The sequence below is a fragment of the Nocardiopsis ganjiahuensis DSM 45031 genome, assembly GCF_000341085.1.
Taxonomy (GTDB): domain Bacteria; phylum Actinomycetota; class Actinomycetes; order Streptosporangiales; family Streptosporangiaceae; genus Nocardiopsis; species Nocardiopsis ganjiahuensis.
The window spans coordinates 17,473-42,856 of record NZ_ANBA01000029.1 but is presented as its reverse complement, the minus strand read 5'-3'; the positions used below and the strand labels follow the sequence as shown (position 1 = coordinate 42,856).

General features: G+C 71.6%; 22 protein-coding genes and 1 riboswitch. Of the genes, 14 read left to right on the top strand and 8 right to left on the bottom strand.

Annotation, left to right across the window (positions count from 1 at the left end):
• Nucleotides 1–86 precede the first annotated feature (86 nt).
• From D458_RS0129880 to D458_RS0129865, 4 genes are all read left to right on the top strand, one after another.
• Entirely contained in the window at nt 87–1,373 is a 1,287-nt protein-coding gene (locus tag D458_RS0129880; protein ID WP_017590394.1) for a DUF418 domain-containing protein, read from the top strand.
• Between the two features lie 68 nt (nt 1,374–1,441).
• Nucleotides 1,442–2,335 (top strand): SDR family oxidoreductase, encoded by an 894-nt coding sequence (locus D458_RS0129875; protein WP_026119824.1) that lies wholly within the window; start codon nt 1,442–1,444, stop codon nt 2,333–2,335.
• A 139-nt stretch (nt 2,336–2,474) separates the two neighbouring features.
• Entirely contained in the window at nt 2,475–3,479 is a 1,005-nt protein-coding gene (locus D458_RS0129870) for a zinc-binding dehydrogenase (protein ID WP_026119823.1), read from the top strand.
• Nucleotides 3,480–3,662: 183 nt separating this feature from the next.
• Nucleotides 3,663–4,832, top strand: coding sequence for a thiolase family protein (locus tag D458_RS0129865; RefSeq protein WP_017590391.1), 1,170 nt, complete (start codon nt 3,663–3,665; stop codon nt 4,830–4,832).
• Between the two features lie 135 nt (nt 4,833–4,967).
• Here D458_RS0129865 and thiE read toward each other — a convergent pair whose 3' ends face one another.
• Together thiE and D458_RS0129855 are read right to left on the bottom strand one after the other, a co-directional pair.
• Nucleotides 4,968–5,639, bottom strand: coding sequence for a thiamine phosphate synthase (gene thiE / locus D458_RS0129860; protein WP_017590390.1), 672 nt, complete (start codon nt 5,637–5,639; stop codon nt 4,968–4,970).
• Between the two features lie 51 nt (nt 5,640–5,690).
• Entirely contained in the window at nt 5,691–6,050 is a 360-nt protein-coding gene (locus D458_RS0129855; RefSeq protein ID WP_017590389.1) for an Rv2175c family DNA-binding protein, read from the bottom strand.
• Nucleotides 6,051–6,173: 123 nt separating this feature from the next.
• Nucleotides 6,174–6,284: riboswitch (TPP riboswitch) on the top strand.
• Here D458_RS0129855 and thiO point away from each other — a divergent pair.
• The 7 genes from thiO to thiI all read left to right on the top strand — a co-directional run bounded on the left by thiO (nt 6,253) and on the right by thiI (nt 14,456).
• On the top strand, nt 6,253–7,476 hold the full coding sequence (gene thiO, locus D458_RS0129850; RefSeq protein WP_017590388.1) for a glycine oxidase ThiO: 1,224 nt from the start codon (nt 6,253–6,255) through the stop codon (nt 7,474–7,476). (Overlaps the previous riboswitch by 32 nt.)
• A gap of 32 nt (nt 7,477–7,508) precedes the next feature.
• On the top strand, nt 7,509–7,721 hold the full coding sequence (gene thiS, locus D458_RS0129845) for a sulfur carrier protein ThiS (protein WP_017590387.1): 213 nt from the start codon (nt 7,509–7,511) through the stop codon (nt 7,719–7,721).
• A gap of 3 nt (nt 7,722–7,724) precedes the next feature.
• Nucleotides 7,725–8,543, top strand: a complete 819-nt coding sequence (locus tag D458_RS0129840; RefSeq protein ID WP_017590386.1) for a thiazole synthase — start codon at nt 7,725–7,727, stop codon at nt 8,541–8,543.
• Between the two features lie 333 nt (nt 8,544–8,876).
• On the top strand, nt 8,877–10,895 hold the full coding sequence (gene pknB / locus D458_RS0129835; RefSeq protein WP_026119820.1) for a Stk1 family PASTA domain-containing Ser/Thr kinase: 2,019 nt from the start codon (nt 8,877–8,879) through the stop codon (nt 10,893–10,895).
• 87 nt (nt 10,896–10,982) lie between these two features.
• On the top strand, nt 10,983–11,660 hold the full coding sequence (locus D458_RS0129830) for a response regulator (protein WP_040702979.1): 678 nt from the start codon (nt 10,983–10,985) through the stop codon (nt 11,658–11,660).
• 218 nt (nt 11,661–11,878) lie between these two features.
• The gene (locus D458_RS0129825) at nt 11,879–12,904 is read left to right on the top strand and encodes a 6-phosphofructokinase (RefSeq protein WP_017590383.1); all 1,026 of its coding nucleotides are present in this window, start codon (nt 11,879–11,881) and stop codon (nt 12,902–12,904) included.
• A gap of 253 nt (nt 12,905–13,157) precedes the next feature.
• Nucleotides 13,158–14,456, top strand: coding sequence for a tRNA uracil 4-sulfurtransferase ThiI (gene thiI / locus D458_RS0129820; RefSeq protein ID WP_017590382.1), 1,299 nt, complete (start codon nt 13,158–13,160; stop codon nt 14,454–14,456).
• A 103-nt stretch (nt 14,457–14,559) separates the two neighbouring features.
• Here the strand turns inward: thiI and aroF are convergent, their stop codons facing one another.
• Complete coding sequence (gene aroF / locus D458_RS0129815) at nt 14,560–15,606, bottom strand: 3-deoxy-7-phosphoheptulonate synthase (RefSeq protein ID WP_026119819.1); 1,047 nt, start codon at nt 15,604–15,606, stop codon at nt 14,560–14,562.
• 379 nt (nt 15,607–15,985) lie between these two features.
• On the opposite strand from aroF, the gene D458_RS0129810 reads away from it, so the two are divergent.
• Entirely contained in the window at nt 15,986–16,624 is a 639-nt protein-coding gene (locus D458_RS0129810) for a molybdopterin-dependent oxidoreductase (RefSeq protein WP_026119818.1), read from the top strand.
• Nucleotides 16,625–16,805: 181 nt separating this feature from the next.
• Here D458_RS0129810 and macS read toward each other — a convergent pair whose 3' ends face one another.
• Genes macS through D458_RS0129790 form a run of 3 tightly spaced genes read right to left on the bottom strand, consistent with a single transcriptional unit; the run spans nt 16,806 to nt 19,672 of the window.
• On the bottom strand, nt 16,806–17,948 hold the full coding sequence (gene macS / locus D458_RS0129800) for a MacS family sensor histidine kinase (RefSeq protein WP_169556927.1): 1,143 nt from the start codon (nt 17,946–17,948) through the stop codon (nt 16,806–16,808).
• A 3-nt stretch (nt 17,949–17,951) separates the two neighbouring features.
• Nucleotides 17,952–18,878 (bottom strand): hypothetical protein, encoded by a 927-nt coding sequence (locus D458_RS0129795; RefSeq protein WP_017590378.1) that lies wholly within the window; start codon nt 18,876–18,878, stop codon nt 17,952–17,954.
• On the bottom strand, nt 18,875–19,672 hold the full coding sequence (locus D458_RS0129790; RefSeq protein ID WP_017590377.1) for an alpha/beta hydrolase: 798 nt from the start codon (nt 19,670–19,672) through the stop codon (nt 18,875–18,877). Before D458_RS0129790 ends, D458_RS0129795 begins: the two co-directional genes overlap by 4 nt.
• A 428-nt stretch (nt 19,673–20,100) precedes the next feature.
• Here D458_RS0129790 and D458_RS0129785 point away from each other — a divergent pair, with 428 nt between their 5' ends.
• Nucleotides 20,101–20,946: a lysophospholipid acyltransferase family protein gene (locus D458_RS0129785; protein ID WP_017590376.1), complete on the top strand. Its 846-nt coding sequence runs from the start codon at nt 20,101–20,103 to the stop codon at nt 20,944–20,946.
• 118 nt (nt 20,947–21,064) lie between these two features.
• Here the strand turns inward: D458_RS0129785 and D458_RS0129780 are convergent, their stop codons facing one another.
• Together D458_RS0129780 and D458_RS0129775 are read right to left on the bottom strand one after the other, a co-directional pair.
• Entirely contained in the window at nt 21,065–22,012 is a 948-nt protein-coding gene (locus D458_RS0129780) for an ROK family glucokinase (protein ID WP_017590375.1), read from the bottom strand.
• 145 nt (nt 22,013–22,157) lie between these two features.
• Nucleotides 22,158–22,664, bottom strand: coding sequence for a hypothetical protein (locus tag D458_RS0129775; protein ID WP_017590374.1), 507 nt, complete (start codon nt 22,662–22,664; stop codon nt 22,158–22,160).
• A gap of 601 nt (nt 22,665–23,265) precedes the next feature.
• Between D458_RS0129775 and D458_RS0129770 the strand changes: the two genes are divergently transcribed.
• Complete coding sequence (locus D458_RS0129770) at nt 23,266–25,074, top strand: AMP-dependent synthetase/ligase (RefSeq protein WP_017590373.1); 1,809 nt, start codon at nt 23,266–23,268, stop codon at nt 25,072–25,074.
• Nucleotides 25,075–25,384 lie beyond the last annotated feature (310 nt).

The window sequence follows — 25,384 nt, the reverse complement described above, 5'->3', positions numbered from 1 at the left end:
TTTTCCCATGCCCTTTCCGGGTTGCGCCCTTCACCCCGCTCCGAGTTGAATCGACATTCACGATAGATCTCGATCGGAGCCCTCCCATGTCCAGACACACCGCCGTGCTCGGACCGACCGGCCCGGCCGATCGGGCACTCGCCCCCGACCTCGCGCGCGGCTTCATGCTGCTGTTCATCGCCCTGGCCAACTCGGTCTGGTACCTGTGGGCGGCGCCGAGCAGCGGGGCCACCATGCACCCCGACCCCGGGGGCGCCCTGGACAGCGCCGCGCAGTTCTTCACCGTCGCGGCCGTGGACATGCGCAGCTATCCGATGTTCGCCTTCCTGTTCGGCTACGGCATGGTGCAGCTGGCCAGGCGCCAGGAGGCGGCCGGCGTCGACGCCCGGAGCGTCAATGCGCTGCTGCGCCGCCGCAACCTGTGGCTGATCGCCTTCGGCTTCTTCCACGCCCTGCTGCTGTGGATGGGTGACGTGCTCGGCGCCTACGGTCTGGCCGGGCTGCTCCTGGGATGGCTGTTCTTCCGGCGCAGGGACGTGACGCTGCTCGTGTGGGGCGGTGTGCTGACCGGCCTCATGGCGCTGCTGGCCGTGTTCAGCCTGCTGGCCCTGCCGTTCGTGGGCGAGGCCGACGCCGGTACGAGCGGTTTCGACATGAGCGCCACCGCCGCCAACATCGGCGACCCGTCCCTGGTCTCCGCGGCGCTGCTGCGGGTGGCGACCTGGCCGCTCGTCACCGTCGGCCAGGGGCTGCTGGGCCTGGCCGTGCCCACCGCGATCCTGCTCGGCTTCTGGGCCGCGCGCCGCCGTTTCCTGGAGGAGCCCGGGCGGCACCTGAACCTGCTGCGCGTGGTGGCGGTCACGGGCATCTCGGTCGGCTGGCTCGGCGGCCTGCCGATGGCTCTGGCCCAGATCGGGGTGTGGGACCTGTCCGCGACCCAGGGGCAGATGCTGACCATGCCGCACATGCTGACCGGCCTGTTCTGCGGGATCGGGTACGTCGCGCTGATCGCACTGATCGCCCACCGCCTCCAGGAGCGGGGTCGGACCCCGGGGGTCGTGGTGACCGCTCTGAGCGCCACCGGGAAGCGTTCCCTGAGCGCCTACCTGGCCCAGTCGGTGCTGTGCGCGCCGGTCCTGGCCGCCTGGGGTCTGGGGCTGGCCGCGCACATGTCCTCGTGGACGATGTTCCTGTACGCGGTCGGGGTGTGGCTGGTGACGGTGGCCGCCGCCTACGCGATGGAGCGCGCGGACCGGCGCGGGCCGGCGGAGGTCCTGCTGCGCAGGCTGTCCTACCGGCGCACGGCCGGGGCGGCCGGTCCCCCTCCCGGGAAGGCTCCGGAGGGTGAGTCCCAAGAGCGCACCACCCCCTGACCGGCAGGCGCAAAAAGGGGCGTGCCGATGAGCGCTCCACGGCCACTCGTACCCCAGGATGGGTTTTCATGGGCGACGATCACATGACAAACCACACCATAGGGGTGACCGGGGCCACCGGTGCGCTGGGCGGGCGTGTGGCCGCCCGGATCGCGAGACTCGGGTTGGCGCAGCGCCTCATCGTGCGTGACATCAACCGGGCGCCGGAGTACCCGGAGAGCAGCGCGGCGATGGCGGTCTACGAGGACACCGACGCCTTCGAGCGGGCCTGCCGCGGCGTGGACACGCTCTTCCTGGTCTCGGCGACCGAGTCCGAGGACCGGGTGGAGACCCACCTGAGCGCGGTGGACGGTGCGGTCCGGGCAGGGGTGTCCAGGATCGTGTACCTGTCGTTCCTCGGCGCGGGCCCGGCCTCCACGTTCACGTTCGCCCGTACGCACTTCTTCACGGAGGCGCACATCCGGTCGACGGGGGTCTCGCACACGTTCCTGAGACCCAGCCTGTACCTGGACCTGCTGCCCCACTGGGTGGACGGCGAGGGCGTGGTGCGCGGGCCGGCCGGGGACGGCAGGGTCGCGTGGGTCTCACGGGACGACGTGGCGGACGTGGCCACGGCCGTGCTGACCGACCCCGTGGTGGTCGCCGCCTCCGAGGAGACGACCTACGACGTGACCGGGCCCGAGGCCCTGTCGGTGGGCGCCACCGTGGAGAAGCTGGGCCGGCTGACCGGCCGGAGCATCCGGTACGTGCCCGAGACCTGGGAGGAAGCGCTGGAGTCGCGCCGTGGCACCGGGGCCGCAGAGTGGGAGATCGAGGGCTGGGCCTCCTCGTACGCGGCGATCGCGGCCGGGGAGATGGACACGGTCGCGCCCACCGTCCCGAAGCTGACCGGGCATCCGGCACAGTCCATAGAGGGTTTCCTGCGCCGCCATCCGAGCGCGCTCTCCCACGTCGCGGTCTGACCGCGTCCCTTGCCTTCGCCACCGCCGTGCCCGCGCGCGGCGGTTCTGTCTTTTTCGGCCCCGCCCCTTGACCTGAACATTAGTTGAGGAAGCACTCTGGGTTCTGGGGGAACGGCCCCCGAAACGGAGTGTGGTGAAGATGCGCGCGGTACGAGTGGACGAGTTCGGCGGACCCGAGGTACTGGTGGCCCGGGAGCTGCCCGACCCGGAACCCGGCCCCGGAGAGGTTCTGTTGGAGGTGACCGGCGCCAACGTCATGTACCTGGACACCCTCGTCCGTTCCGGCTGGGCCACGGACCACTTCCCGGTCGCCCCTCCGTACGTGCCCGGCGGGGGCGTGTCGGGCAGGGTCGTCGGAGTGGGCCCGGGAGCGGACCCGGCCTGGATGGGCCTGGAGGTCGTCGGGGAGACGGGCAGGCCCGAGGGCGGCGACGGCAAGGGCAACCTGCCGGTCGACGGCTACGCGGAACGGGCGGTGGTCCACGAGGACTCGCTCCTCAGGGTGCCCGAAGGGGTGGACGCCCACGAAGCCCTCGCCCTGATGACCGACGGGTCCACCGCCCTCATGCTCGAACGGGCTGCACGGTTCACCCCGGACTCCTGGGTCCTGGTGCTGGCCGCCACCGGGGGCGCGGGCAGCCTGGTCGTGCAGCTCGCCCGCCTCGCGGGGGCGCGGGTGATCGGCGCGGCCAGGGGCCCGGAGAAGCTGGCCCTGGCCCGGAAGCTGGGCGCGGAGGAGACGGTCGACTACTCCGAACCCGGCTGGGTGGAGCGGGTCGTCGGGATCACCGGCCGCGGGGCGGACGTGGTGATCGACGGCGCCGGCGGAGCACTGGGCACGGCCGCCTTCGCCGCCACCGCCGACGGCGGCCGGTTCATCAGCTACGGGACCTCCAGCGGGGAATTCGCCGAAGCCGACGAGGCGGAGGCCGAGCGCCGCGGGATCACTTCCCTGGGGCTGTTCGACCTGGAAGGCGCGGACGGAACGAGCCGATGGGACCTGGCCCGGCTGGCCATGGAGGAGGGCAGGGCCGGGCGGGTGCGGCCGCACGTGGGGCTGACGCTGCCGCTGGAGCGGGCCGCCGAGGCGCACGCCGCCCTCGAGGGGCGCCGGGTGCTCGGCAAGGTGCTCCTGGTGCCCTGACGAAGCGTGCTCTCGCCGCCCGGGCGCTCAGGCCCGGGCGGCCCCAGTGGCTGTTCCACCGGGCCGGACGTCGCTGAGCAGCACCGGGCCCGCCCCTCCCCTCTCGGACCGAACCCCGCTCTGGTCAAGCTGACTATGGAGATATATAGTCAGCACACGCCAGCACCCCAGGGAGGGGCAGTCATGATCGAAGCCGTCATCGTGGACGCGGTCCGCACACCCGTGGGCCGGGGCAAGCCGGACGGGGCACTGCACGACGTCAACTCCGTGGACCTGCTCGCGCACAGTCTGCGCGCGCTCGTGGACCGCACCGGGATCGACCCGGCCGTGATCGACGACGTCATCGGCGGGGTGGTCACCCAGGTCGGCGAACAGGCCTTCAACATCACCCGAAGGGCCCTGCTCGCCGCCGGGTACCCCGAGTCCGTGCCGGGGGTGAGCGTGGACCGCCAGTGCGGAAGCAGCCAGCAGTCGCTGCACTTCGCCGCACAGGGCGTGATGTCGGGCGCCTACGACGTGGTCGTGGCCGCCGGGGTGGAGTCCATGGGCCGGGTGCCGATGGGGGCCAACCTGGTCGGCTCCGACGACCCCCTGGGCGAGGGGTTCCGCGCCCGCTACCCGGAGGGGTGGGTCGGCCAGGGGATCTCGGCGGAACTCATCGCCGCCAAGTGGGACCTGTCCCGCACCCGTCTGGACGAGTTCGCGCTGACCAGCCACGCCAGGGCCGCGGAGGCCACCGCACGGGGAGCCTTCGACACCCAGCTCGCGCCGCTCAACGGGCTCGACCGGGACGAGGGCGTCCGCGAGGGCGGTGACCTGGAGACCCTGGCCCGGCTTCGCCCCGCCTACTTCGACGAGGCGACGGGGCGCCGCTTCCCCGAGATCGACTGGCGGGTGACCGCGGCCAACGCCAGCCCTCTCAGCGACGGCAGCGCGGCCGTGCTGGTGATGAGCCGGACCCGGGCCGAGGAGCTGGGGCTGACCCCGCTCGCCCGGTTCCACTCCTTCGCGGTGGCCGCCGACGACCCGCTGTACATGCTCACCGCGATCATCCCCGCCACCGAGAAGCTCCTGGCCCGCGCGGGCCTGGCCGTGTCCGACATCGACCTGTTCGAGGTCAACGAGGCCTTCTCCCCCGTGGTGCTGGCTTGGGCCGACGAGCTGGGCGCGGACCTGTCGCGGGTGAACGCCAACGGCGGGGCCATCGCGATCGGCCACCCGCTCGGTGCCAGCGGCGCCCGCCTGGCCACCACCCTCACCCACGGCCTGCACGAACACGGCGGCCGCTTCGGGCTCCAGGTGATGTGCGAGGCGGGCGGGCTGGCCAACGCCATGGTCGTCGAACGGCTCTGAGCCGCCCCGGACCGACCGGGGCCCGGAACGTGCCGTCGCCCCGAGGGCGGCCTCCCGCAGGGGCGGCGGCACACACGGAACGGCCCCGGGACCCTCAGGGGGTTCCGGGGCCGTTCCGGCGTTCCGCCGGAGGCCTCAGGCGGTGGCCGGGCGGGCGGTCAGCTTCGCCTTGAACGCGGCGGACGCGGCACGCGGGTCCTCCGCCTCGGTGATCGCGCGCACCACGACCACCCTGGTGGCTCCGGCGCTCAGCACCCGGTCCACGTTGTCGAGGTCGATACCGCCGATCGCGAACCACGGCCGGTCGGTGCCCAGCGCCGCGGTCCGCTCCACCAGCCCGAGCCCGGCCGCCGGACGGCCCGGCTTGGTCGGGGTCGCCCAGGTCGGGCCCACGCAGAAGTAGTCGGTCCCGGGCTCCTCCGCGGAGAGCGCGGCCGCCTCGGGATCGTTGTTGGACCGGCCGATGACCGGGTCGGCGCCGATGATGTCGCGGGCCATGGGCACCGGCAGGTCGCACTGGCCCAGGTGCAGGACGTCGGCGCGCACCGCACGGGCGATGTCCGCGCGGTCGTTGACCGCGAGCAGGGCTCCGTGGCGCTCACAGGCCTCCCGGAGGACCTCGAGGGCGGCCAGCTCCTGGCGCGCCTCCAGGCCCTTGTCCCGGAGCTGGATGACGTCCACCCCTCCGGCCAGGGCGGCGTCCGCGAACTCCGCGAGATCACCGCGCCCGGTCCGGGCGTCGGTGCACAGGTACAGAAGGGATGCGTCCAGGCGCTTGCGCAGGCTGGTTCCGTGGCTGGTCCTCACCCGCCCCACCCTAGTGCGTGCTCGGCGGAGCGGTCCGGGCCGGGCGGGCCCCTAGAAGGCCATGCTCTGGGCCCGGCGGCGCACCTCGGTGCCCCGGTTCTCGTGCATGGCCTGGATCGGCGTGCCCGGCAGGGTGTCGTCCGGGGTGAACAGCCAACGCAGGGCCTCCTCGGTGGAGAAACCGGCGTCGGCGAGCAGCACGATGGTGCCCGAGAGGCCCTTGACCAGGTCCGGGCCGTCCAGGAAGGCGGCGGGGATGCAGAGCTCTCCGCCCCGGACCACGCCCATCAGGCGGTTCTCGCGGATGAGGGTCTTGATCCGGTTGGGGCTCACGCCCAGCGGCACGGCCGCCTCACGCAGGGTCAGCCATTCGCCGACGAGTTCGTCGAGTTCACGATCGCTTTGTGTCACCTCACCAATCTGCCACACCCGGCCGTGCCCCGGAGACCATCCGGCGGCGTGGGGGCTCCTCCGCCCCGGAGATCCCCGCCACTCCGCCCCTGGACACGCTGTCCTAGGATGGGGAACCGAACAGACACGTCCCGCGGGAGCCGGGTGGACCCGGCTGAGAGGGAGGCTCACCGCCTCCGACCGCACGAACCTGATCCGGATCATGCCGGCGAAGGGAGTGGAACACGGCGCCGTGCGCACCTTCGACGTTCCCCCTCACGAGAAGATTCGTCCTACCAATACCGTCGTCGTGATCGGCGGCGGGGTCATCGGGCGGGTCACCGCCTGGCGGGCCGCCCAGCGCGGCCTCGCCGTCACCCTGGTCGAACCCGACCCCGTCACCGAGCCCTCCGCAGCCCGCGCGTCCTCCACCGTCGCCGCGGGCATGCTCACCCCCGCCACCGAGGCGGTGTTCGGTGAGGAGGAGCTGATGGAGTTCGGCGTGCGCTCGGCGCGCCTGTACGACGACTTCGTCACCGAACTGCAGGAGGTCTCGGGTGTCGACGTCGGCCACCGGCGCACCGGGACGCTCCTGGTCGCCTTCGACCGCGACGACCTGGCGGTCCTCACCGACCTGCACGCCCTCCAGGAACGCCTGGGCATCGCCACTGAACGGCTGACCAGCCGTGGGTGCCGACGCCTCGAACCCACACTCGCGCCCGGCGTGCGCGGCGGCGTGCTCGCCCCCGAGGACCACTCCGTGGACCCGCGCCGCCTGCTCCTGGCGCTGGCACGCGCCGGGGAGCGGGCCGGGGTGCGCGAGGTCCGCGGCTACGCGGAGGAGGTCACCTCCCCCGGCCCGGACGGCGCCCGCCTGGGTGTGCGGCTGGCCGACGGTTCCGTGCTGTCGGCCCACCAGGTGGTGCTGTCCGCGGGCTGCTGGGGCGACGCCGTCGAGGTGCCCGAGCCGGTGGTGCCCCCGCTGCGCCCGGTCAAGGGGCAGCTGCTGCGCGCCCGGGTACCCGACGGTGAACCGCCGCTGGTCAACCGCACCGTGCGCGGCCTGGTCCGCGGGTTCCCCGTCTACCTCGTGCCCCGGGCCGACGGCGAGGTGATCGTGGGCGCGACCCAGGAGGAACTGGGCCACGACACCTCCCTCACCGTGGGCGGGCTCTGGCAGGTCCTGCGGGACGCGCGCGAACTCGTACCGGGGGTGAGCGAGCTGGAGGTCACCGAGACCTGCGTGGGACTGCGTCCGGGCTCGCCCGACAACGAACCCCTGCTGGGGCCCACCCGGGTCCCCGGCCTGCACCTGGCCGCCGGGCACTTCCGGCACGGGGTGCTGCTGGCACCGGTGACCGGAGAGGTCATGGCCGAGGCCCTCACCACCGGAGCGCTGCCCGCGTACGCGCGCCGGTTCGCGGCCGACAGGCGGGCGTGGGAGTAGACGTGGAAGGAGCCGGAGAAGTGGGAGAGGCAGTGGAACTGATCATCAACGGCCAGGCGCAGGAGTCCTCGGCGACCACGGTGGAGGCGGTCGTGCGCGACCTGACCTCCGCCGGGGACGGCGAGATCCGCGGTGGGATCGCGGTCGCGGTCAACGACGAGGTGGTGCGCCGCACCGCGTGGGCGCACACCGCGCTGGCCGCGGGCGACCGCGTGGACGTACTCACCGCAGTACAGGGAGGCTGAACCATGTCCCAGAACACCGTGACATCCCGGAACACCGTGACCGAGACGACCCCGGCCCCCGTCCTCGACGACCCGCTCGTCATCGCCGGTGTCTCCTTCGGCTCGCGCCTGATCACCGGGACCGGCGGAGCGCCCTCCCTGGAGGTCCTGGAGGAGGCCCTCCTGGCCTCGGAGACCGAACTCACCACCGTGGCCATGCGCCGGATCACCCCGGGCACCCAGGGGTCGGTGTGGGACGTCCTGGAGCGCAACCGGATCCGTCCGCTGCCCAACACCGCCGGCTGCTTCACCGCGACCGACGCCGTGCGCACCGCCCGGCTCGGCCGCGAGGCCCTGGGCACCGACTGGGTGAAGCTGGAGGTGGTCGCCGACGAGCACACCCTCCTGCCCGACCCCGTGGAGCTGCTGGACGCCGCCGAGGCCCTGGTCGACGACGGGTTCACCGTCCTGCCCTACACCAACGACGACCCCGTACTGGCGCGCCGCCTGGAGCAGCTGGGCTGCGCCGCCGTCATGCCGCTGGCCGCGCCGATCGGCTCCGGGCTGGGCATCCGCAACCCGCACAACCTGGAACTGATCGTCGAACAGGCCGGTGTCCCGGTGATCGTGGACGCGGGGATCGGCACCGCCAGTGACGCCGCCCTGGCGATGGAACTGGGGTGCGACGCGGTGTTGTTGGCCACGGCCGTGACCCGCGCCCAGGAGCCGGTGCGCATGGCCGCGGCGATGCGCGACGCCGTCCGGGCCGGGCGCGGAGCCCGGTTGGCCGGCCGCATCCCGATCCGCCGACACGCCCGGGCCTCCAGCCCCGACGTGGTCTGACCCGGAGCGGGCGCGGGAGTTCGCGGAGGTGGGGGGCCGTGGCGGGCACCGAGCGGGAAAAGCGCCACGGCCGGGTTTGGTCCCGTCCCTTACCGTGGGTGGGGTGTGCGTGCCGCCGGACGGCACCGCACCGACAGACCGCCCAGGCGCGAACGTCCCGCACCGACTCGCATGTCGGCTTCCACGCCGTTGGACACAGGGGCGCCGCGACCGTGAACCGCGGGGCAGACCTGACACCGGTTTCCGCTATCGTGTCGGTTCGACACCAGGTGTCGGGTACGCGCCACCGGCCGCGAACGCCCGCGCTCCCCGCAGCAAGGACACTACTCCGCCGTGGACATGACGACTTCAGACCCGCTAGTAGGCGCGACGCTGGACCGTCGCTACTTCGTCGAGTCAAGGATCGCCGGTGGCGGCATGGCGACGGTCTACGTCGCCCACGACCTGAGGCTGGACCGGCGGCTGGCCCTGAAGGTCATGCACCCCTCCCTGGCCCAGGACCCCACCTTCGTCCAGCGCTTCATCAACGAGGCCCACTCGGTCGCCAAGCTCTCCCACCCCAACGTCGTGCAGGTCTTCGACCAGGGCGAGGACCAGGGACACGTCTTCCTGGCCATGGAGTACGTCCCCGGCCAGACCCTGCGCGACCTGCTCAAGGACCACGGTCGGCTGGCCCCGAAACAGGCCCTGAACTTCATGGCCTCGGTACTGGCCGCGCTGGGCGCCGCCCACCAGGCCGGCATGGTCCACCGCGACGTCAAGCCCGAGAACGTCCTCATCAGCAAGGACGGCCGGGTCAAGGTGGCCGACTTCGGTCTGGCCCGCGCCGTGGAGCAGTCCAACCAGGGCCTGACCCGCACCGGCACGCTCATGGGCACCGCCGCCTACCTGGCCCCCGAGCAGATCGAGAGGGGCGTGGCCGACGCGCGCAGCGACGTCTACGCCGCGGGCATCATGCTCTACGAGCTGCTCACCGGCGGCCAGCCGCACACGGGCGAGACGCCGATCGCGATCGCCTACCAGCACGTGAACGAGGACGTCCCGCGGCCCTCGCACTTCCTGCCCAACCTGCCGCCCGAGGTGGACGCGCTGGTCACCAAGGCCACCGAGCGCGACCCCCGGTACCGGCCGAGCAACGCCGGCCAGTACCTGGCCAAGGTCCTGGATGTGCTGCGGACCCTGCCGGACACCGTCACGGGCTCGTCCGCCCCGCTGGCCCCCGTGGCGCCGCAGGCCAACTCCGCGGCCACCATGACCGCACCCCAGCTGATCGCCGGGGGCGCCGGCCCCGGCACCGAGAACGCCACCATGGTCGTCGACATGAACGGCGCCGACCTGGGGCGCGGCGACTACGACGACTACGACGACGATTACCCCGCGGGGGGCGGCTCGTGGTTCTCACGCAACCGCCTCCTGGTGGTCGGCGCGGCCGTCATGGCCCTGGTCGTGGGCGTGGTGGGCTGGTGGTTCCTCATCGGCCGGTTCGAGCCCGTCCCGGACGTGGTGGGGCTGGGCCCCGAGGCCGCCAGTGAGCAGATCCGCGGCGCCGGGCTCGTCTTCGAACTGTCCGAGGACACCGTCTACAGCGACGACGTGGCCGTCGGCGAGGTCGGCGGCACCGACCCCGACGTCGGCGAGCGCCTCTCCCCCGGCGACCAGGTGACGGTGCTGCTGTCCAAGGGTCCGCAGGAGGTGTCCATGCCCGACCTGGTCGGCGCGGACGAGGCCAACGCCCTCAAGGACCTGGAGGACCTCGGCTTCGACGAGGACAGCATCGTCCAGGAGAAGCAGGACTCCCCGGACAACGACCCGGGCGAGGTCCTGGCCACCGTCCCCGGGGCGGGTGAGCAGGCCGACCGGGAGGGGACGGTGACGCTCACCATCAGCAGCGGCATCCCCGTGCCCAGCCTGGCCGGCGAGGAGCTGGAGGACGCCGAGCAGGCCCTCGACGACCTGGGGCTCGTGGCCAAGGTCGTCGAGGAGGAGAGCGAGAGCATCGCGGAGGGCACGGTGATCAGCCAGAGCCCCGACACCGGCACCAACGTCGGCCCCGGTGCCGAGGTCACCCTGACCGTCTCCAGCGGCCCGCCCGAGATCGAGATCCCGGACGTGGTCGGCGACTACATCAAGGACGCCCGCAAGGCCCTGGAGGACGCCGGGTTCGAGGTCGAGGTGGACCGGATCCTGGGCGGCCGGACCATCTCCCACCAGTCACACACCGGTACCGCGCCGGAGGGCACCAAGATCAAGCTCACCGCCACACCCGCCGGGATCGATCTGGGCGACATCGACGACGATGACGACGACAACGGGAACGGCCGGGGCAACGGGAACGGCCGGGGCAACGACTGACCCGGCGGCTGGTCGCCCGAGGCCGACCGGGCAGCTGCGGCTCCCTTCCCCTGTGCGGGAGGGGAGCCGCGCGCTATGGTCAGCGGCATGAGCGGCGAGACGAACGGCGACGGCATCCGGGTCCTGGTGGTGGACGACCATCCCATGTGGCGGGACGCGGTGGCGCGCGACCTGGAGGAGGCGGGCCTGCAGGTGGTGGGGACCGCGGGCGACGGCGCCAAGGCGCTGCGGATCGCTCCCGCCGCCCGGCCCACCCTGGCCGTGGTGGACCTGCACCTGCCCGACACCGGCGGGGTGGAGCTGACCGCGGCCCTGGTGGCGCTGCCCGAACCGCCCCGGGTCCTGGTGCTGTCGGCCAGCGGGGAGAGCGACGACGTGCTGGCCGCGGTGAAGGCCGGGGCCACCGGCTACCTCGTGAAGTCGGCCGGGCGGGAGGAGCTCCTGGACGCCGTCCGGCGGGTCCACGCCGGCGAGGCGGTCTACACCCCCGGGCTGGCCGGTCTGGTGCTCGGCGAGTACCGGCGGCTGTCGGCCGGGGGCGACCGGTCCCCCGCCGAGGCCGACACGGCCCCCGTGCTGACCCCCCGTGAGACCGAGGTGCTGCGGCTGGTCGCCAAAGGGCTCGCGTACAAGCAGATCGCGCGCCGCCTCACCATCTCCCACCGCACGGTCCAGAACCACGTCCAGAACACCCTGACCAAACTGCACCTGCACAACCGCGTGGAACTGGTGCGCTACGCCATCGACCAGGGCCTGGACGAATGATCCCTGCGGAGCGTCCCCTCCGGCCCTGTCGGCCGCGTCCGCGACACGACGGCCCCGGTGCCGGGCCCCGGGGTATTACGGAAAGCCGGCTGTCAGAAAGTCCGGAGTTTCGGCAAGGTTCTTTCCGCAGGGGTTGGCCTGGGCTCCCCCTGCCCACTATGGTCTAGACCATATGGCGCCTTGCGCCGTGAACAACCACAACGTCGAGGAGAATTCGTATGCGAGTCGGGGTGCTGACCGGCGGTGGAGACTGCCCTGGTCTGAACGCGGTCATCCGCGCCGTGGTCCGCAAGGGCATCAAGGACTACGGGTACGAGTTCATCGGTTTCCGGGACGGCTGGCGCGGCCCCCTGGAGGGCGACACCATGCCGCTGGACGTCAGCGCGGTGCGCGGCATCCTCCCGCGCGGCGGCACGATCCTGGGCTCCTCCCGCACCAACCTGATGAAGATCGAGGGCGGTGTCGAGCGGGTCAAGGACAACATGGCCGGGCTGGGCGTGGACGCCCTGGTCGCCATCGGCGGCGAGGACACCCTCGGCGTGGCCCGCCAGCTGCACGACCGCGGCGTCAACGTGGTGGGCGTGCCCAAGACCATCGACAACGACCTCAACGCCACGGACTACACGTTCGGCTTCGACACCGCGGTCAACATCGCCATGGAGGCGATCGACCGCCTGCACACGACGGCGGAGTCGCACCACCGCGCCCTCGTCGTGGAGGTCATGGGCCGCCACGCCGGGTGGATCGCCCTGCACTCGGGCATGGCCGCCGGCGCCAACGTCATCCTGATCCCCGAGCGCCCGTTCGACATGGACGAGGTCGTCCGCCACGTCGAGAGCCGCTTCGAGACCCAGTACGCGCCCATCATCGTGGTCGCCGAGGGCGCCCACGCCAAGGAGGGGCAGCTGGAGCTGGCCACCGGTGAGAAGGACTCCTTCGGCCACGTGCGCCTGGGCGGTATCGGCCAGACCCTGGCCGAGGAGATCGAGAAGCGCACCGGCAAGGAGGCCCGCTCGGTGGTGCTGGGCCACGTCCAGCGCGGCGGCACCCCCACCGCCTTCGACCGGGTGCTCGCCACCCGCCTGGGCGTGAACGCCATCGACGCCGTCCACGACAAGTCCTTCGGCAAGATGGTCGGCCTCCAGGGCACCGACATCGTGCGCGTGGACCTGGCCGAGGCCACCGACACCCTCAAGACCGTCCCCGCGGAGCGCTACGAAGAGGCCGAGGTCTTCTTCGGCTAGTCCCGGACCCGCGGTCGCGGCCCCTCCCCGCCCCGGGGAGGGGCCGCGCTGCTTTCGCCGCGCCGTCCCCGATCGCCGCCTCCAAGCCGACCCGCCTCCGAGCCGACCCGCCTCCGTCCCGGCCGTGTCCGGGGTCTCACCGGGCAAGCCGAACCCGAAAACGGGAATGGACGGAGCGGTCCGGGGATTGTTCGATACTGGAAGGCATCGTTCCATCAGGAAACCCCAGGCAACATCCTCCGGAGGTAGCACCATGTCCGCGTCGCTGGAGTCCGCGCCGCTCCCCGTAACCGAGGTCGGAGCCGAGGCCGGGCTCGGCGAGCTCTGCGTGCTCATGAAGCTCGGCGAGATCGTTCTCAAGGGCTCCAACCGCAAGCTGTTCGAGCGCCGTCTGCACAACAACATCCGGAACTCCGTGCGTGACCTGGGCGACGTCCGCCTGTCCCAGCGCGGCGCCGGTGTGATCATCGTGCGCAAGCCCGGAGCCTCCGATCTGGAGGTCGCCGAGATCGCCGACCGCATGGCCAACGTCATGGGCGTGGTCTGGGTGCACCTGGTGCGCCGCGTGGCCAAGGACCTGGACGCCATCGTCGACATCGGCGTGCGTTCGCTGGCCGGCCGCGAGGGCACCTTCGCGGTGCGCGCCCGCCGCCGCGACAAGCGCTTCGAGATGAACTCCGGCGAGCTGGCCGGGTACCTCGGGTCGAAGATCATCGAGGCGCACGGCTACAAGGTCAACCTCAAGCGCCCCGACAACACCCTCTACGTCGAGGTCGACAAGGACGAGGCGTTCGTCTTCACCGACGGCATCCCCGGCCAGGGCGGTCTCCCCGCCGGGATGAGCGGGCGCGGGCTGGTGCTGATGTCAGGCGGCATCGACTCCCCCGTCGCCGCCCACCGGATGATCCGGCGCGGGCTGAAGGTCGACTTCCTGCACTTCTCCGGTATGCCCTTCACCGGACCCGAGTCCATCTACAAGGCGTACAGCCTGGTCCGCCAGCTGGACCGCTACCAGGTGGGTTCGCGCCTGTTCGTGGTGCCCTTCGGCAAGGCCCAGCAGCAGCTGAAGAGCTCCGGCATCGAACGGCTCCAGATCGTCGCCCAGCGGCGCCTGATGCTCAAGACCGCCGAGGCCCTGGCCGACGACCTCAACGCGGAGTGCCTGATCACGGGTGACGCGCTGGGTCAGGTCTCCAGCCAGACGATGACCAACCTCACCGCCCTGGACGACGCGGTGGACCTGCCGATCCTGCGACCGCTCATCGGTATGGACAAGACCGAGATCATGGACCAGGCCCGCAGGATCGGGACGCTGGCCATCTCGGAGCTGCCCGACGAGGACTGCTGCACGATGCTCACGCCGCGGCAGGTGGAGACGGCCGCCAAGATCCCCGACCTGCGCCAGATCGAGAAGCGTCTGGACGCCGAGGAGCTGGCCGAGCAGCTGGTCGCCAGCGCTCAGCTGCACAAGCCCAGCTTCCTGGGTGAGGCCGCGCCCCAGCGCGTCACCCCGAGCACCGCCAAGGCCGCCGTCCCCGCCCCGGCCCTGTAACAGGGGCCCGGAAACGGCAGGACGCACGAAGGTGCCCCGGACGCTCACGAGCGTCCGGGGCACCTTCGTCGCGTTACGGCCGGTGGCGGCCGGGTTCAGGGCGTCACAGCGCCGCGAGCTCGCGGCCGGGCGCCGGGGTGAGGACGCGCCCGCTCAGGGTGGCCAGGGTGCCCGCCAGGTCCCGGAGCTCGGCCAGGTCCTCCTCCAGCAGCGCCTGGGGGCCGTCGCACAGCGCGGTCTCCGGGCTGGGGTGGACGTCCACGATCACGCCGTCGGCGCCGATCGCGATGGCCGCGCGTGAGAGCGGCAGGACCAGCTCGCGCTTGCCGCCGGAGTGCGACGGGTCCACGATCACCGGCAGGTGGGTCAGGCTCTGCGCCACCGGGACGGCACTGATGTCCAGGGTGTTGCGGGTGGACTTCTCGAAGGTGCGGATGCCCCGCTCGCACAGGACGATGTCGAGGTTGCCGCGCTGGGCGATGTACTCGGCGGCCATCAACCACTCCTCGATGGTGGCGCTCATGCCGCGCTTGAGCAGGACCGGCTTGCCGGCGTCGCCGACCGCCTGGAGCAGGGCGAAGTTCTGCATGTTGCGGGTGCCGACCTGGAGCATGTCCGCGTAGGAGGCGACGAGCTCGACGTCGGCGGCGTCCACGACCTCGGTGACGACGGGCATGCCGGTCTTCTCACGCACGTCGGCGAGAATCTTCAGGCCCTCCTCGCCCAGCCCCTGGAAGGCGTACGGGGAGGTACGGGGCTTGTAGGCGCCGCCGCGCAGGAGCGCGGCACCGGCTGCCTTGGCCATCCGGGCGGCCTCGAGGGTCTGCTCGGGGGTCTCGACCGCGCAGGGCCCGGCGATGACGGTCATGTTGTCGCCGCCGATCGGGACGCCGCGCACGCTGACCACGGTACGGCTGTCGTGGTTCTCGCGGCTGACGAGCTTGTACGGGGCCGAGATGCGCAGAACGTCGCTGACACCGGGCTTGGCCGCCAGGCCGAGGTCCTGGAAGCGTTCGACGTCGCCGACCAGGCCGATGATCGTACGGCTCACACCGCGCGTCACGTAGGCCTCGCCTCCGGCGGAGGTGACCAGCTCGACGAGCGCGTCGATGTTGTCGGCGGTGGCGCCCGGCGCCATAACGATGACCATGTGGGTTGTCCCTGTTCGTCGATGGTGTGGCTGAGCCGCGCGGAGTTCGCGCCGTGGACGGGCGGTCCCGACCCGGAGCGAAAACAAAGGAGCCCCGGACCGATACCGGCCCGGGGCTCCTTGGAAGTCGTCTGTGTCAGCGCAGCGCTTTACAGGCGACCGGGGAGTGGGGCCGGTAGCCATAAAAGCGCCAAAAGTTTCGCTGCATGGCTGTGACTATAGCGCACAGTCAGCACTCCCCCACACAACCGGGGGGAGTGACCTAGCTCTCTCCGGCGCCTGGCAGGATGTCAGGACGCCGTCGTCTCCCCTGCGGGCGGGGGACGCAGAGGCCCGAAGCGGCCGGGCGAGGGGACCGATTCGAGGGATGGGGGACGGGTTGTCCGAGGGCACGGAGGCCGGCGGCCTGACCGGGGGGCAGCGACTGCGGTTGCCTCCCGGCCAGGCGGTCCGGCACGAGCACAAACCGCTGCACTACGGCCGGGTCCCCACCTTCCGGCCCGAACGCTGGGACTTCCGTGTGTTCGGTGCCACCGAGTCCCTGGGCACCTACCGGTGGACCTGGGAGGAGTTCGGCGGGCTCCCGCGCGCGGACGTGGTGCGCGACTTCCACTGCGTGATGCGGTTCAGCGTGCCCGACGTCCCCTGGGGCGGGGTCCGCGCCGCCGACCTCGTCCTGCAGGCCCCGCCCTCCCCCGAGGTCACACACGTGATGGCCTGGGGCGAGTACGGCTACAGCGCCAACATGCGCCTGGACGACTTCCTCGACGACGGGGTCCTGCTCGCCACCCACCGCGACGGGGCCCCGCTCGCCCCCGAACACGGTTTCCCGCTGCGCCTGGTGGTGCCGCACCTGTACGGGTGGAAGAGCGTCAAGTGGCTGCGGTCGGTGGAGTACATGGTGGGCGACCGGCGCGGATTCTGGGAGGAGCGCGGGTACCACAACCGGGCCGACCCCTGGAACGAGGAGCGCTTCTCCCATCAGGAGGGCCCCGGGACCGGACCGCCGCTCCCGTGAGCGCGCCGGGCCGGCCACCCGGGCCCTGGTCCTGGCCGAGGTCGGCACCCTCGCCCTGGCCGCGGGGCTGTCGCGGGAGGAACTGGCGGCGATGCACGGGGTGGGGCCCAAGGCGGTCCGGGTCCTCGAAGAGACGCTGACGGACGCCCGACTCGGGTTCGCCGACCCTTCCTGACAGGGCTCAGCTCCGCGGGACGGCCATCTCGATCTCGGTGCCCTCACCCGGCTCCGAGTACAGACCGGTGGTGCCACCGAGGTCGCGGATCCGGCCGAGGATGGACTGGGCGACCCCGAGGCGGCCCTGCGCACAGGCCTCTTCCACACGGCCGGGCGGCATGCCGGGACCGTCGTCGCGCACGGTCACCGTGACCGCGTGCTCCTCGTCCTCCACCAGAACCCAGGCCCGGGTGCCGGGCGGGCAGTGCCGTTCCACGTTGTCCAGCGCGGCGGCCACCGCGGCGGCCAGCTCGGCGGCCGTGCGCCCGGGCAGGAGCACCGGGGTGGCGGGGGCCGACACCGAGACCCGTACGGACTCCAGGCGGCGCAGCGGGTCCCTCAGGTCCACCGGGAGGTCCGGCCCGGCCCCGCCGTCGGGCCCGGAGGGGACCACCGCCCCCAGACCGTTGGTGAGCAGTGAGCGCAGCCGCACCTCCTGCTCACCGGCCGTCCGGCCCAGTTCCGCCGCCTCTCCCCCGATCTCCTCCCCCCTCCGGCGTACCAGGGCGAGCACCTGCAGCACCGAGTCGTGGATGGACCGGGCGAGCTGTTCGCGTTCGCGGATGCGCGCCTCCAGGGTCACCGCCTGGGTGAAGCGCTCCTCGGCCTGCTCGGCGACCCGGGCCATGTAGCCCACGGCCAGGCAGGCCAGCAGGAGCAGCACGACGCCCCGGACGGTGGCGGCGGTGACGTCGGCGTCCATGACCACGCGCAGGGCGATGTCGGCGAACCCGTAGGCGAGGGCGACCGTGGCGGCACCGCGCCGGCCCCAGATGACACTCGCCGACAGCGCGGCGCCGGCGAACCAGTAGGAGCTCAGCGGCGGCGACTGGGTGAGGTAGTAGGGGGTGGCGGCCAGGCCGGTGGCGAACAGGCAGCCGAAGGCCACGGCGAGGTCGGCGGTGAGCAGGCGCCAGGTGCGCCAGGCCGGGCGGGCGTAGGCATAGGTCGTCAGCACGGTCCAGCCGGACATGACGACGAGCACCGCCCAGGCCACCCAGGGCCTGGCCAGGTGCTCGTGGTGCTGGACGACCAGCACCAGGGCGTAGACCAGGGCGGCGGCGCGGTAGAGGGCGAAGGCGCGCCAGAGGGGGACGTCGAAGCCCAGGGGTCAGACCACCGCCCCGTTGTCCGGCCCGCTGTCGCCGGGTGGACGGGCGTCGGTCATCCGCAGGATGAGTACGACGAAGCTGGTCAGGAAGGCCGCGACGGCCAGGAACATGATCCAGTTGGGCAGCGAGATCCCCAGGAAGGCGGCGCCGAACAGCAGCACGGGGCCGCCGAGGAGCCCGAACCAGGCGGCGATGCCCACCCGGTCGCCCTGGAGCAGGGGCGGCGGGGGCGGGGGTTCGTAGTGTCCCTCCAGCTCCGCCTCGGCCCTGCGCCGGTCCTCCTCGCGCGACTCCTCGTCGTCGTCCTCGTCGGAGTCGCGGGGCAGGTTGGCCAGGATGTCACCGAGCCGCGTGCGGCGCTCGTCCGGGGCGCTGAGGTTCTCCGCGTCGGGCCAGGCCACACGGCCGCGCTGCTCGCCGGTCCCCTCGCTGTCGTCGTAGAAGCGGGCGACCAGGTCGTTCCAGACGTCGTCCTCGGCGCTGGGGCGCGCCGGAGGCGCCCCGGGGTCCGCGTCGGTCGGCGGACCGTCCAGCAGGTCACCGCCGACCGGGGGCTCGTTGCCCTCGTGCGCGGCCGACGCCTCCTGGCCCTGTTCCTCGCCCTCGGCCTCCGCCCGGGCCTCGCTGCGCGGGGCCAGCAGGTCGGGTCCGGCCTCGCGTTCACGGTCGCCCAGGTCGGGCAGCTCGGAGCCGAGCACCTGCTCGGCGGCGCTGCGCTCCTCGGCGTCGACGTAGAGGTGGTCGGTGGGCGGGTCCTCGACCTGGCCGCCGGTGGGCTCCAGCACGTCCTCCTCCAGGGGGACCGCGTAGGCGGCGATCCCGCTGCGGCGGAGCGCCTCCAGCATGAGGTCGGCGTGTGAGGGTGCGAGCAGGATCAGGGGAACATAGGCGTCGGCGAGCAGGCCGTTGCCCCGACGTTGTGTCATCGGTCGGCTCCTTCCCCGCTTCTACTGCGCTCGCGCACGAACGCAAGGCTTCCTTCGAAGATGGTGGCGGCGTCATGGTCGAGGGTCGCCACGTGGTAGCTGTCGTGAAGCAGGTGGATCGTCAGCCGGGTGTTGACCGCTCTCCTAGCGAGGATACGCAGACTGTCGGGTCCCACAACGTGGTCCTGTGCGCTCCGGTAGGCCAGAACAGGCGCCCGCAAACCGGACATGCCGTCCTGAACTGCGCGCCACAGCTTCGGGAGTGTCGCGGCCGCGGCGGTGGGGATCCGGTCGTACCCGCCCTCGGAGGCCGCGTTCAGGGCCACGTCGCTGCCGATTCCCGAGGTGGAGGGCAGGAGGCGGGAGGCCAGGAGGCGGATCGGGGCGATGATCGGGAGTCTGCGGTCCTCCACCACCAGGGAGGGGTTGACCAGGACGACGCCCTTGACGATCCCGGGGTGTTCCTGGGCCAGGCGCAGGGTGAGCGCGCCGCCCATGGACAGTCCCATGACGAACACCTCGTCGCATCTGCGCGAGAGGTCGAGCAGCGCCGCCTCCACCTCGGAGTACCAGTCGTCGCTGGTGGTGGTGGCCATGTCCTGCCAGGTGGTGCCGTGCCCGGGCAGTCGCGGAAGCTCGACGGTGAGACCGGCCTCCGCCAGGTGTTCGGCCCAGGGGCGCATCGAGTACGGGGAGCCGGTGAAACCGTGGCAGAGCAGGACGCCGACGCCTGAACCCGCGTGACTGAAGGGGTCCGCACCCGGGATCAAGGGGATGGCGTTGGTCGGTCTCACAGATCTGCTCCCGGGATCGTACGGCGGAGGGATTCGGTGCCGGCGGGCTTCCCCGCCCGTGAGGCTAGTCGCTCGGGTGAGCTTTTGTCATGAGAGAACGTTAGCGTTCCCCTGCCCGAACCCCGTGGGGGCCCGGCGTGTTCCCGGCTCCGGTTCCCGGCGCGGGGCGGGTCAGCCGCGAAGTGCTCCACCTGTGGTGAGTATCCTCGACTGTGCCCCCCGCGGTGCGGCCCCTCTTCAGACATGACGGACGTCCATGTCCGTTCCGGGCGCTTTGGCGGTTACCCGCACGTGGTGGGAAGATGACGCTTGTCAGCCTTTCCCGCATCCGCGGTGGGGGTTCCGGACGATGTTGGCCGAGCGGGACAGTGAGACGTGGCAGACCCTGCCCAGTGTGCTCCCCGCGTGTGCAGGGGTGATCCGAAGCAATGTTCTACTGGGTGGTCAAGGCGATCCTGGGGCCGGTTCTGGCCGTGTTGTGGCAACCCCGCGCGGAGGGCGTGGAGAACGTGCCCCGGCGCGGTCCGGCCATCATGGTCAGCAACCACCTGTCGTTCTCCGACCACTTCTTCGGTCCGCTGCCGCTGCCGCGCAAGATCACGTTCCTGGCCAAGGCCGAGTACTTCACCGGCACCGGCGTGAAGGGGTTCCTCAGCAAGGCCTTCTTCACCGGCGTGGGACAGATCCCGATCGACCGTTCCGGGGGCAAGGCCAGCGAGGCCGCCCTGCGCACGGGCCTGCGTGTGCTCAAGCGCGGTGACCTGCTGGGCATCTACCCCGAGGGCACCCGCTCCCCCGACGGCAAGCTGTACCGGGGGCGTACCGGCGTGGCCCGTCTGGCGCTGGAGGCCAAGGCCCCGGTGGTCCCGATGGCGATGATCAACCTCGAGAAGATCATGCCCCCCGGCCGCACCGTTCCCAAGCTGGGCGTGCGTCCCAAGGTGGTGTTCGGCAAACCTCTCGACTTCTCCCGTTACTACGGCATGGAGAAGGACCAGCGGGTCCTTCGTGCCATCACCGACGAGATCATGTACGCCCTGATGGAGCTCTCCGGCCAGGAGTACGTGGACCGCTACGCGCAGGCGGTCAAGGCCGAGATCGAGGCCGAGGAGAAGGAGGCCCGGCGCGAGCAGCAGGCCAGCGCGAAGGACCAGCGCCGGACCGAGCGCTCCGAGCGCAAGGCCGAGCGCAGGACCCGCAAGGAGGCCAAACGCGCCGAGAAGAAGGCCGCCAAGGAGTCCGCGAAGGACGCCGCCCAGGAGGACGCCGGCTAGCGGCTGCGTCTGAGAGGCACACAAGGGGCGGCCACCGGAGAACCCGGTGGCCGCCCCTGCTGTTTCCGGAACCCCGCCTCCAGCACCTGGTGCTTCCGCGGGTCAGTGCTTCCGGAGCTCAGTGCCGGGCGAGGTCGCCCGCGCCGACGATGCCGGCCTCGCCGCCGAGCTCGGCGATCCGGACCTCGGCCAGACGGCGGCCGGGACGCCCGGAGACGTGCCGGGCGAAGGAGTCGCGCACGGGGTCGAGGATGATGTCGCCCGTGTCGGAGACCCCGCCGCCGAGCACGAAGCACTCGGGGTCCAGGATCGCGGCGAGGTCGGCCAGGCCCATACCGGTCCAGTCGCCCACGGTCCTGAAGCACTCCAGGGCCCCGGCGTCGCCCTCCATCGCGGCCTGGGTGATGCACTCGCCCCCGATCTGCTCCACGGCGCCGTCCGCGATCTTGAGCATGCGCTCGGCGCGCTGGGGGTCGGTGCGGGCCAGGTCCTGTGCCTCGGCGACCAGCGCGCGACCGCTGGCGTACTGTTCCCAGCAGCCGTGGTTGCCGCAGGCGCAGCGGCGTCCGTAGGGAACCATCCGGTAGTGGCCGACCTCGGCCGCCACACCGTAGCGGCCCCGGTGCAGGGCGCCGCCGAGCACCAGTCCGCCGCCGATCCCGGTTCCCAGGGTGACGCAGACGATGTGGTCGCTGCCGCGCCCCGCCCCGAAGCGGGCCTCGGCCCAGGCCGCGGCGTTCGCGTCGTTCTCGATGACCACGGGCAGGTCCACGTGCTGGCGCACGCGTTCCCTGAGCGGTTCGTCGCGCAGGCCGAGGTTGACCGCGACCTGGACGGTCGCGCGGTCCTCGTCGACGAACCCGGCCACCCCCACGCCCACGGCGCTGACCTCTCCGCGGGGATTGCGCGAACGGAGCTCCTCCACGGCCCTGCCGACGACCTCGGCCAGCCCTCGGGGGTCGTTGGCCGGGGTGGGGTACTTGACCTTGTCCAGGATCTGCCCGTCGTGGTCGACGACACCGGCGGCGACCTTGGTTCCGCCGATGTCTACGCCAATGGTCAGCATGGGGGCAGCTCCTTCTACTTACGCCCGAACTCTGACATAAGTCTCAAGGTTCATGGCAGAGTGTTTTCAAATGGTGTAAACCATTCGATTAAACCAGGCTCAGCCTGCGACGAACACCCCGAGCTCGCATACCTCCGCGTTCGCCCTACTCACCCGTCGTGACCTGCTTGTCCGCACCGCCCCGGCCGCCCTCCCCGGAACCGGAGGGGGATTCGCGGCGGGCCTGTGCATCGCGCTCACGGTCGGCCCGCTCCCGGTCCTCCCGCTCCTGCCGCGCCCTGGCCGCCTCCTCCCTGCCCTGCTCGAACGAGCGCTCCACCACGCCCCAGGTCCGCCCCACCGCGTCGGCGAGGGACAGTCCGGCCCGACCGAGGTGCCCGGCGACCTCGGGTGCGCTCTTGCGCACGATCTCGACGAACTCCTCCAGCGGGGGGCGCTCCTCCTTGGTCTCGACCCGGATGGCCTCCTCCCACACGTCGCCCTTGGGCGGGGGGTTGGTGACCGCGCTGACCCCGCGCTTGACCCCGGCGACCAGGAGCTTGCGCTGGAGGCTGTCGACCAGACGCAGGGCGTCGTCGATGAGATCGGGGCTGTCCGAGCGGCCGTTGCCGTTGTTCGGACGCTCCGAGCGTCCAGCGTTGTTGTCGGTCATGTCCGTGAGCCTCCTGTTGGTGCGTCCTCTGGCATCACGTTAACCGCACGAACCGGGCACCGGCAGGTGTCTCAGGGCAGGTTCAGGGGAGAACTCAGGGCAGCGGGGGGAGAACTCAGGGGAGGAACGAGGCTGCGCCCGGGGATGACCCGGAGGGCCGTCCGCGTTAGGGGGTCGTGGAGGATACACGCCGACAAAGCGGATTCCACGCCCCTTGGGGCACACAGGGCGCAGATTTAACCGGATGTGCACAAAGACCCCGGCAGGCGATAGTCTCGGCTCCGCGCGAGAAGTAACCGGGATCACCCGCTTGACCTGCGCACTCCCGGCCAGCCCGACGGAGGTCGACCGATCTCCCGCCGGGCAGGATCACGCCTACAACACCACAGGGGGACGGCCCGGGCCGGCCGCACGCGACTGCCGACGCACGCTCGACCGAGACGCGCTCTTGGCTGAACAGCGCGTTCGCTCTCATTCGTGCGTCAAGCTCCGATCACCGTTGGGTACCGAACGCAAACCTGTTCTACTCATGAGTAGGTTCCTGTTGTTACGGTCGTCACGTCCCCACTACCAAGAACCCGTACACGTCCAGGAGCACCACGTGCGCGAATACAGCTCTCCCGCGAAGGCTGAGATCTCCGATGACGCGCGGCTGACCGACACGCTCTTTGCGCGCGCGGCCAGCGAGCCGAACGCCGTCGCCGCCCGCCGTCAGGAGGAAGTCGGATCCGGCCAGTGGCGCGACGTGACCGTCGAGCAGCTGCACGGCGACATCGTCGGATACGCCAAGGCCCTGATCCACGCGGGAATCGGGCAGGGCGACCGCGTCGCCGTCATGTCGCGCACCCGCTACGAGTGGACCGCTGTCGACTACGCGATCTGGTCGATCGGCGCCGTCACCGTACCGATCTACGAGACCTCCTCCGCCGAACAGATCGAGTGGATCCTCTCCGACTCCGGCGCCAAGGCCGCCTTCGTCGAGACCGGCGCCCACGCCGAGCGCGTGGAGTCCGTCCGGGCCAACACCCCCGAACTGGCCGACATCTGGAAGTTCGACGGCGGTGACCTGGAGGCCCTGACCGCCACCGGCACCGACGTCTCCGACGAGGACCTCGAGAAGCGCCGCACCGCGGTCGGCGCCGACTCCCTCGCCACCCTCATCTACACCTCCGGCACCACGGGCCGCCCCAAGGGTTGCGAGCTCACCCACCGCAACTTCCTCTTCATCGCCCACTCGGCACTGGAGGGCCCCGCCAAACCGATCATCCTGGAGCACGAGGGCACCCCGTCCACGATGCTCTTCCTTCCCCTGGCGCACGTCTTCGCGCGTTTCGTCCAGGTCATGGTCATCGAGGGCAAGGCCGTCCTGGGCCACTACCCCAGCACCGGCCCGGACCTGATCGACCAGTTCTCGGTCTTCAAGCCCACCTTCCTCCTCGCGGTCCCGCGCGTGTTCGAGAAGGTCTTCACCAAGGCCCAGCAGAAGGCCGAGGGCGAGGGCAAGGGCAAGATCTTCAACATCGCCGCCGAGACCGCCATCGCCTACAGCAAGGCGCTGGCGACGGGGAACATCCCGTTCACCCTCAAGCTCAAGCACGGCCTGTTCAAGAAGCTGGTCTACTCCAAGCTCATGGACCGCCTCGGCAACGAGGCCAAGTACGCGGTCTCGGGCGGCTCCGCCCTGGGCGAGCGCCTCGGCCACTTCTTCCGCGGCGCCGGCCTGACCATCGTCGAGGGCTACGGTCTCACCGAGACCACCGCCCCGACCTCGGTCAACAGCCCCGGCTTCAACAAGATCGGCACCGTCGGCCAGCCCATGCCGGGCACCAGCGTGCGCATCGCGGACGACGGCGAGATCCTGCTCAAGGGCGACCACATCATGGTCGGCTACTGGCAGAACGAGAAGGCCACCAAGGAGGCCTTCGAGGACGGCTACTACCGCACCGGTGACCTCGGCGCGCTGGACGAGGACGGGTTCCTCAGCATCACCGGCCGCAAGAAGGAGATCATCGTGACCGCGGGCGGCAAGAACGTCGCCCCGGCCGTCCTGGAGGACCGCATCCGCGCCCACGCCCTGGTCAGCCAGTGCATGGTCGTCGGTGACAACCGCAAGTTCATCGCGGCCCTGGTCACGATCGACCCCGAGTCGTTCGAGCTCTGGAAGGCCGCGAACAACAAGACCGGCGAGATCGCGGAGCTGACCGAGGACGCCGACCTCCAGGCCGCCGTCCAGTCCGCCGTGGACGACGCCAACAAGGCCGTCTCCAAGGCCGAGGGCATCAAGAAGTTCAAGATCCTGCCGAGCGACTTCACCGAGGAGGGCGGCCAGATGACCGCCTCCCTGAAGGTCAAGCGCCACGTCGTCAGCAAGCAGTGGAGCAAGGAGATCGACGACATCTACGCGGGCTGAGCTCCGACCCCGCGCTCCTGATCCGAGGGGGCCGGCCGCCTACGGGCGGTCGGCCCCCTTTCGCGTGCCCGGGCCGGTACCGCTGGGGAAGCCGGTGCCGCCGGGGAACACGCGCCCGTGATCCTTCCGGCGGGGAACGCGGCGGTGCTCTTCGTCCGGCGGCTGACCGCCACGCGGGCCGTCCGGCTCAGCGGGACCCGTTCGGCGGCTGCTGACGGCTCACCGTCGCGCTGAGGCCCCCCTGGGCGGCACCTCCCCCGGACACACGACGGACCCGGCCGCGCGATGCGGCCGGGTCCGTCGTCACGAC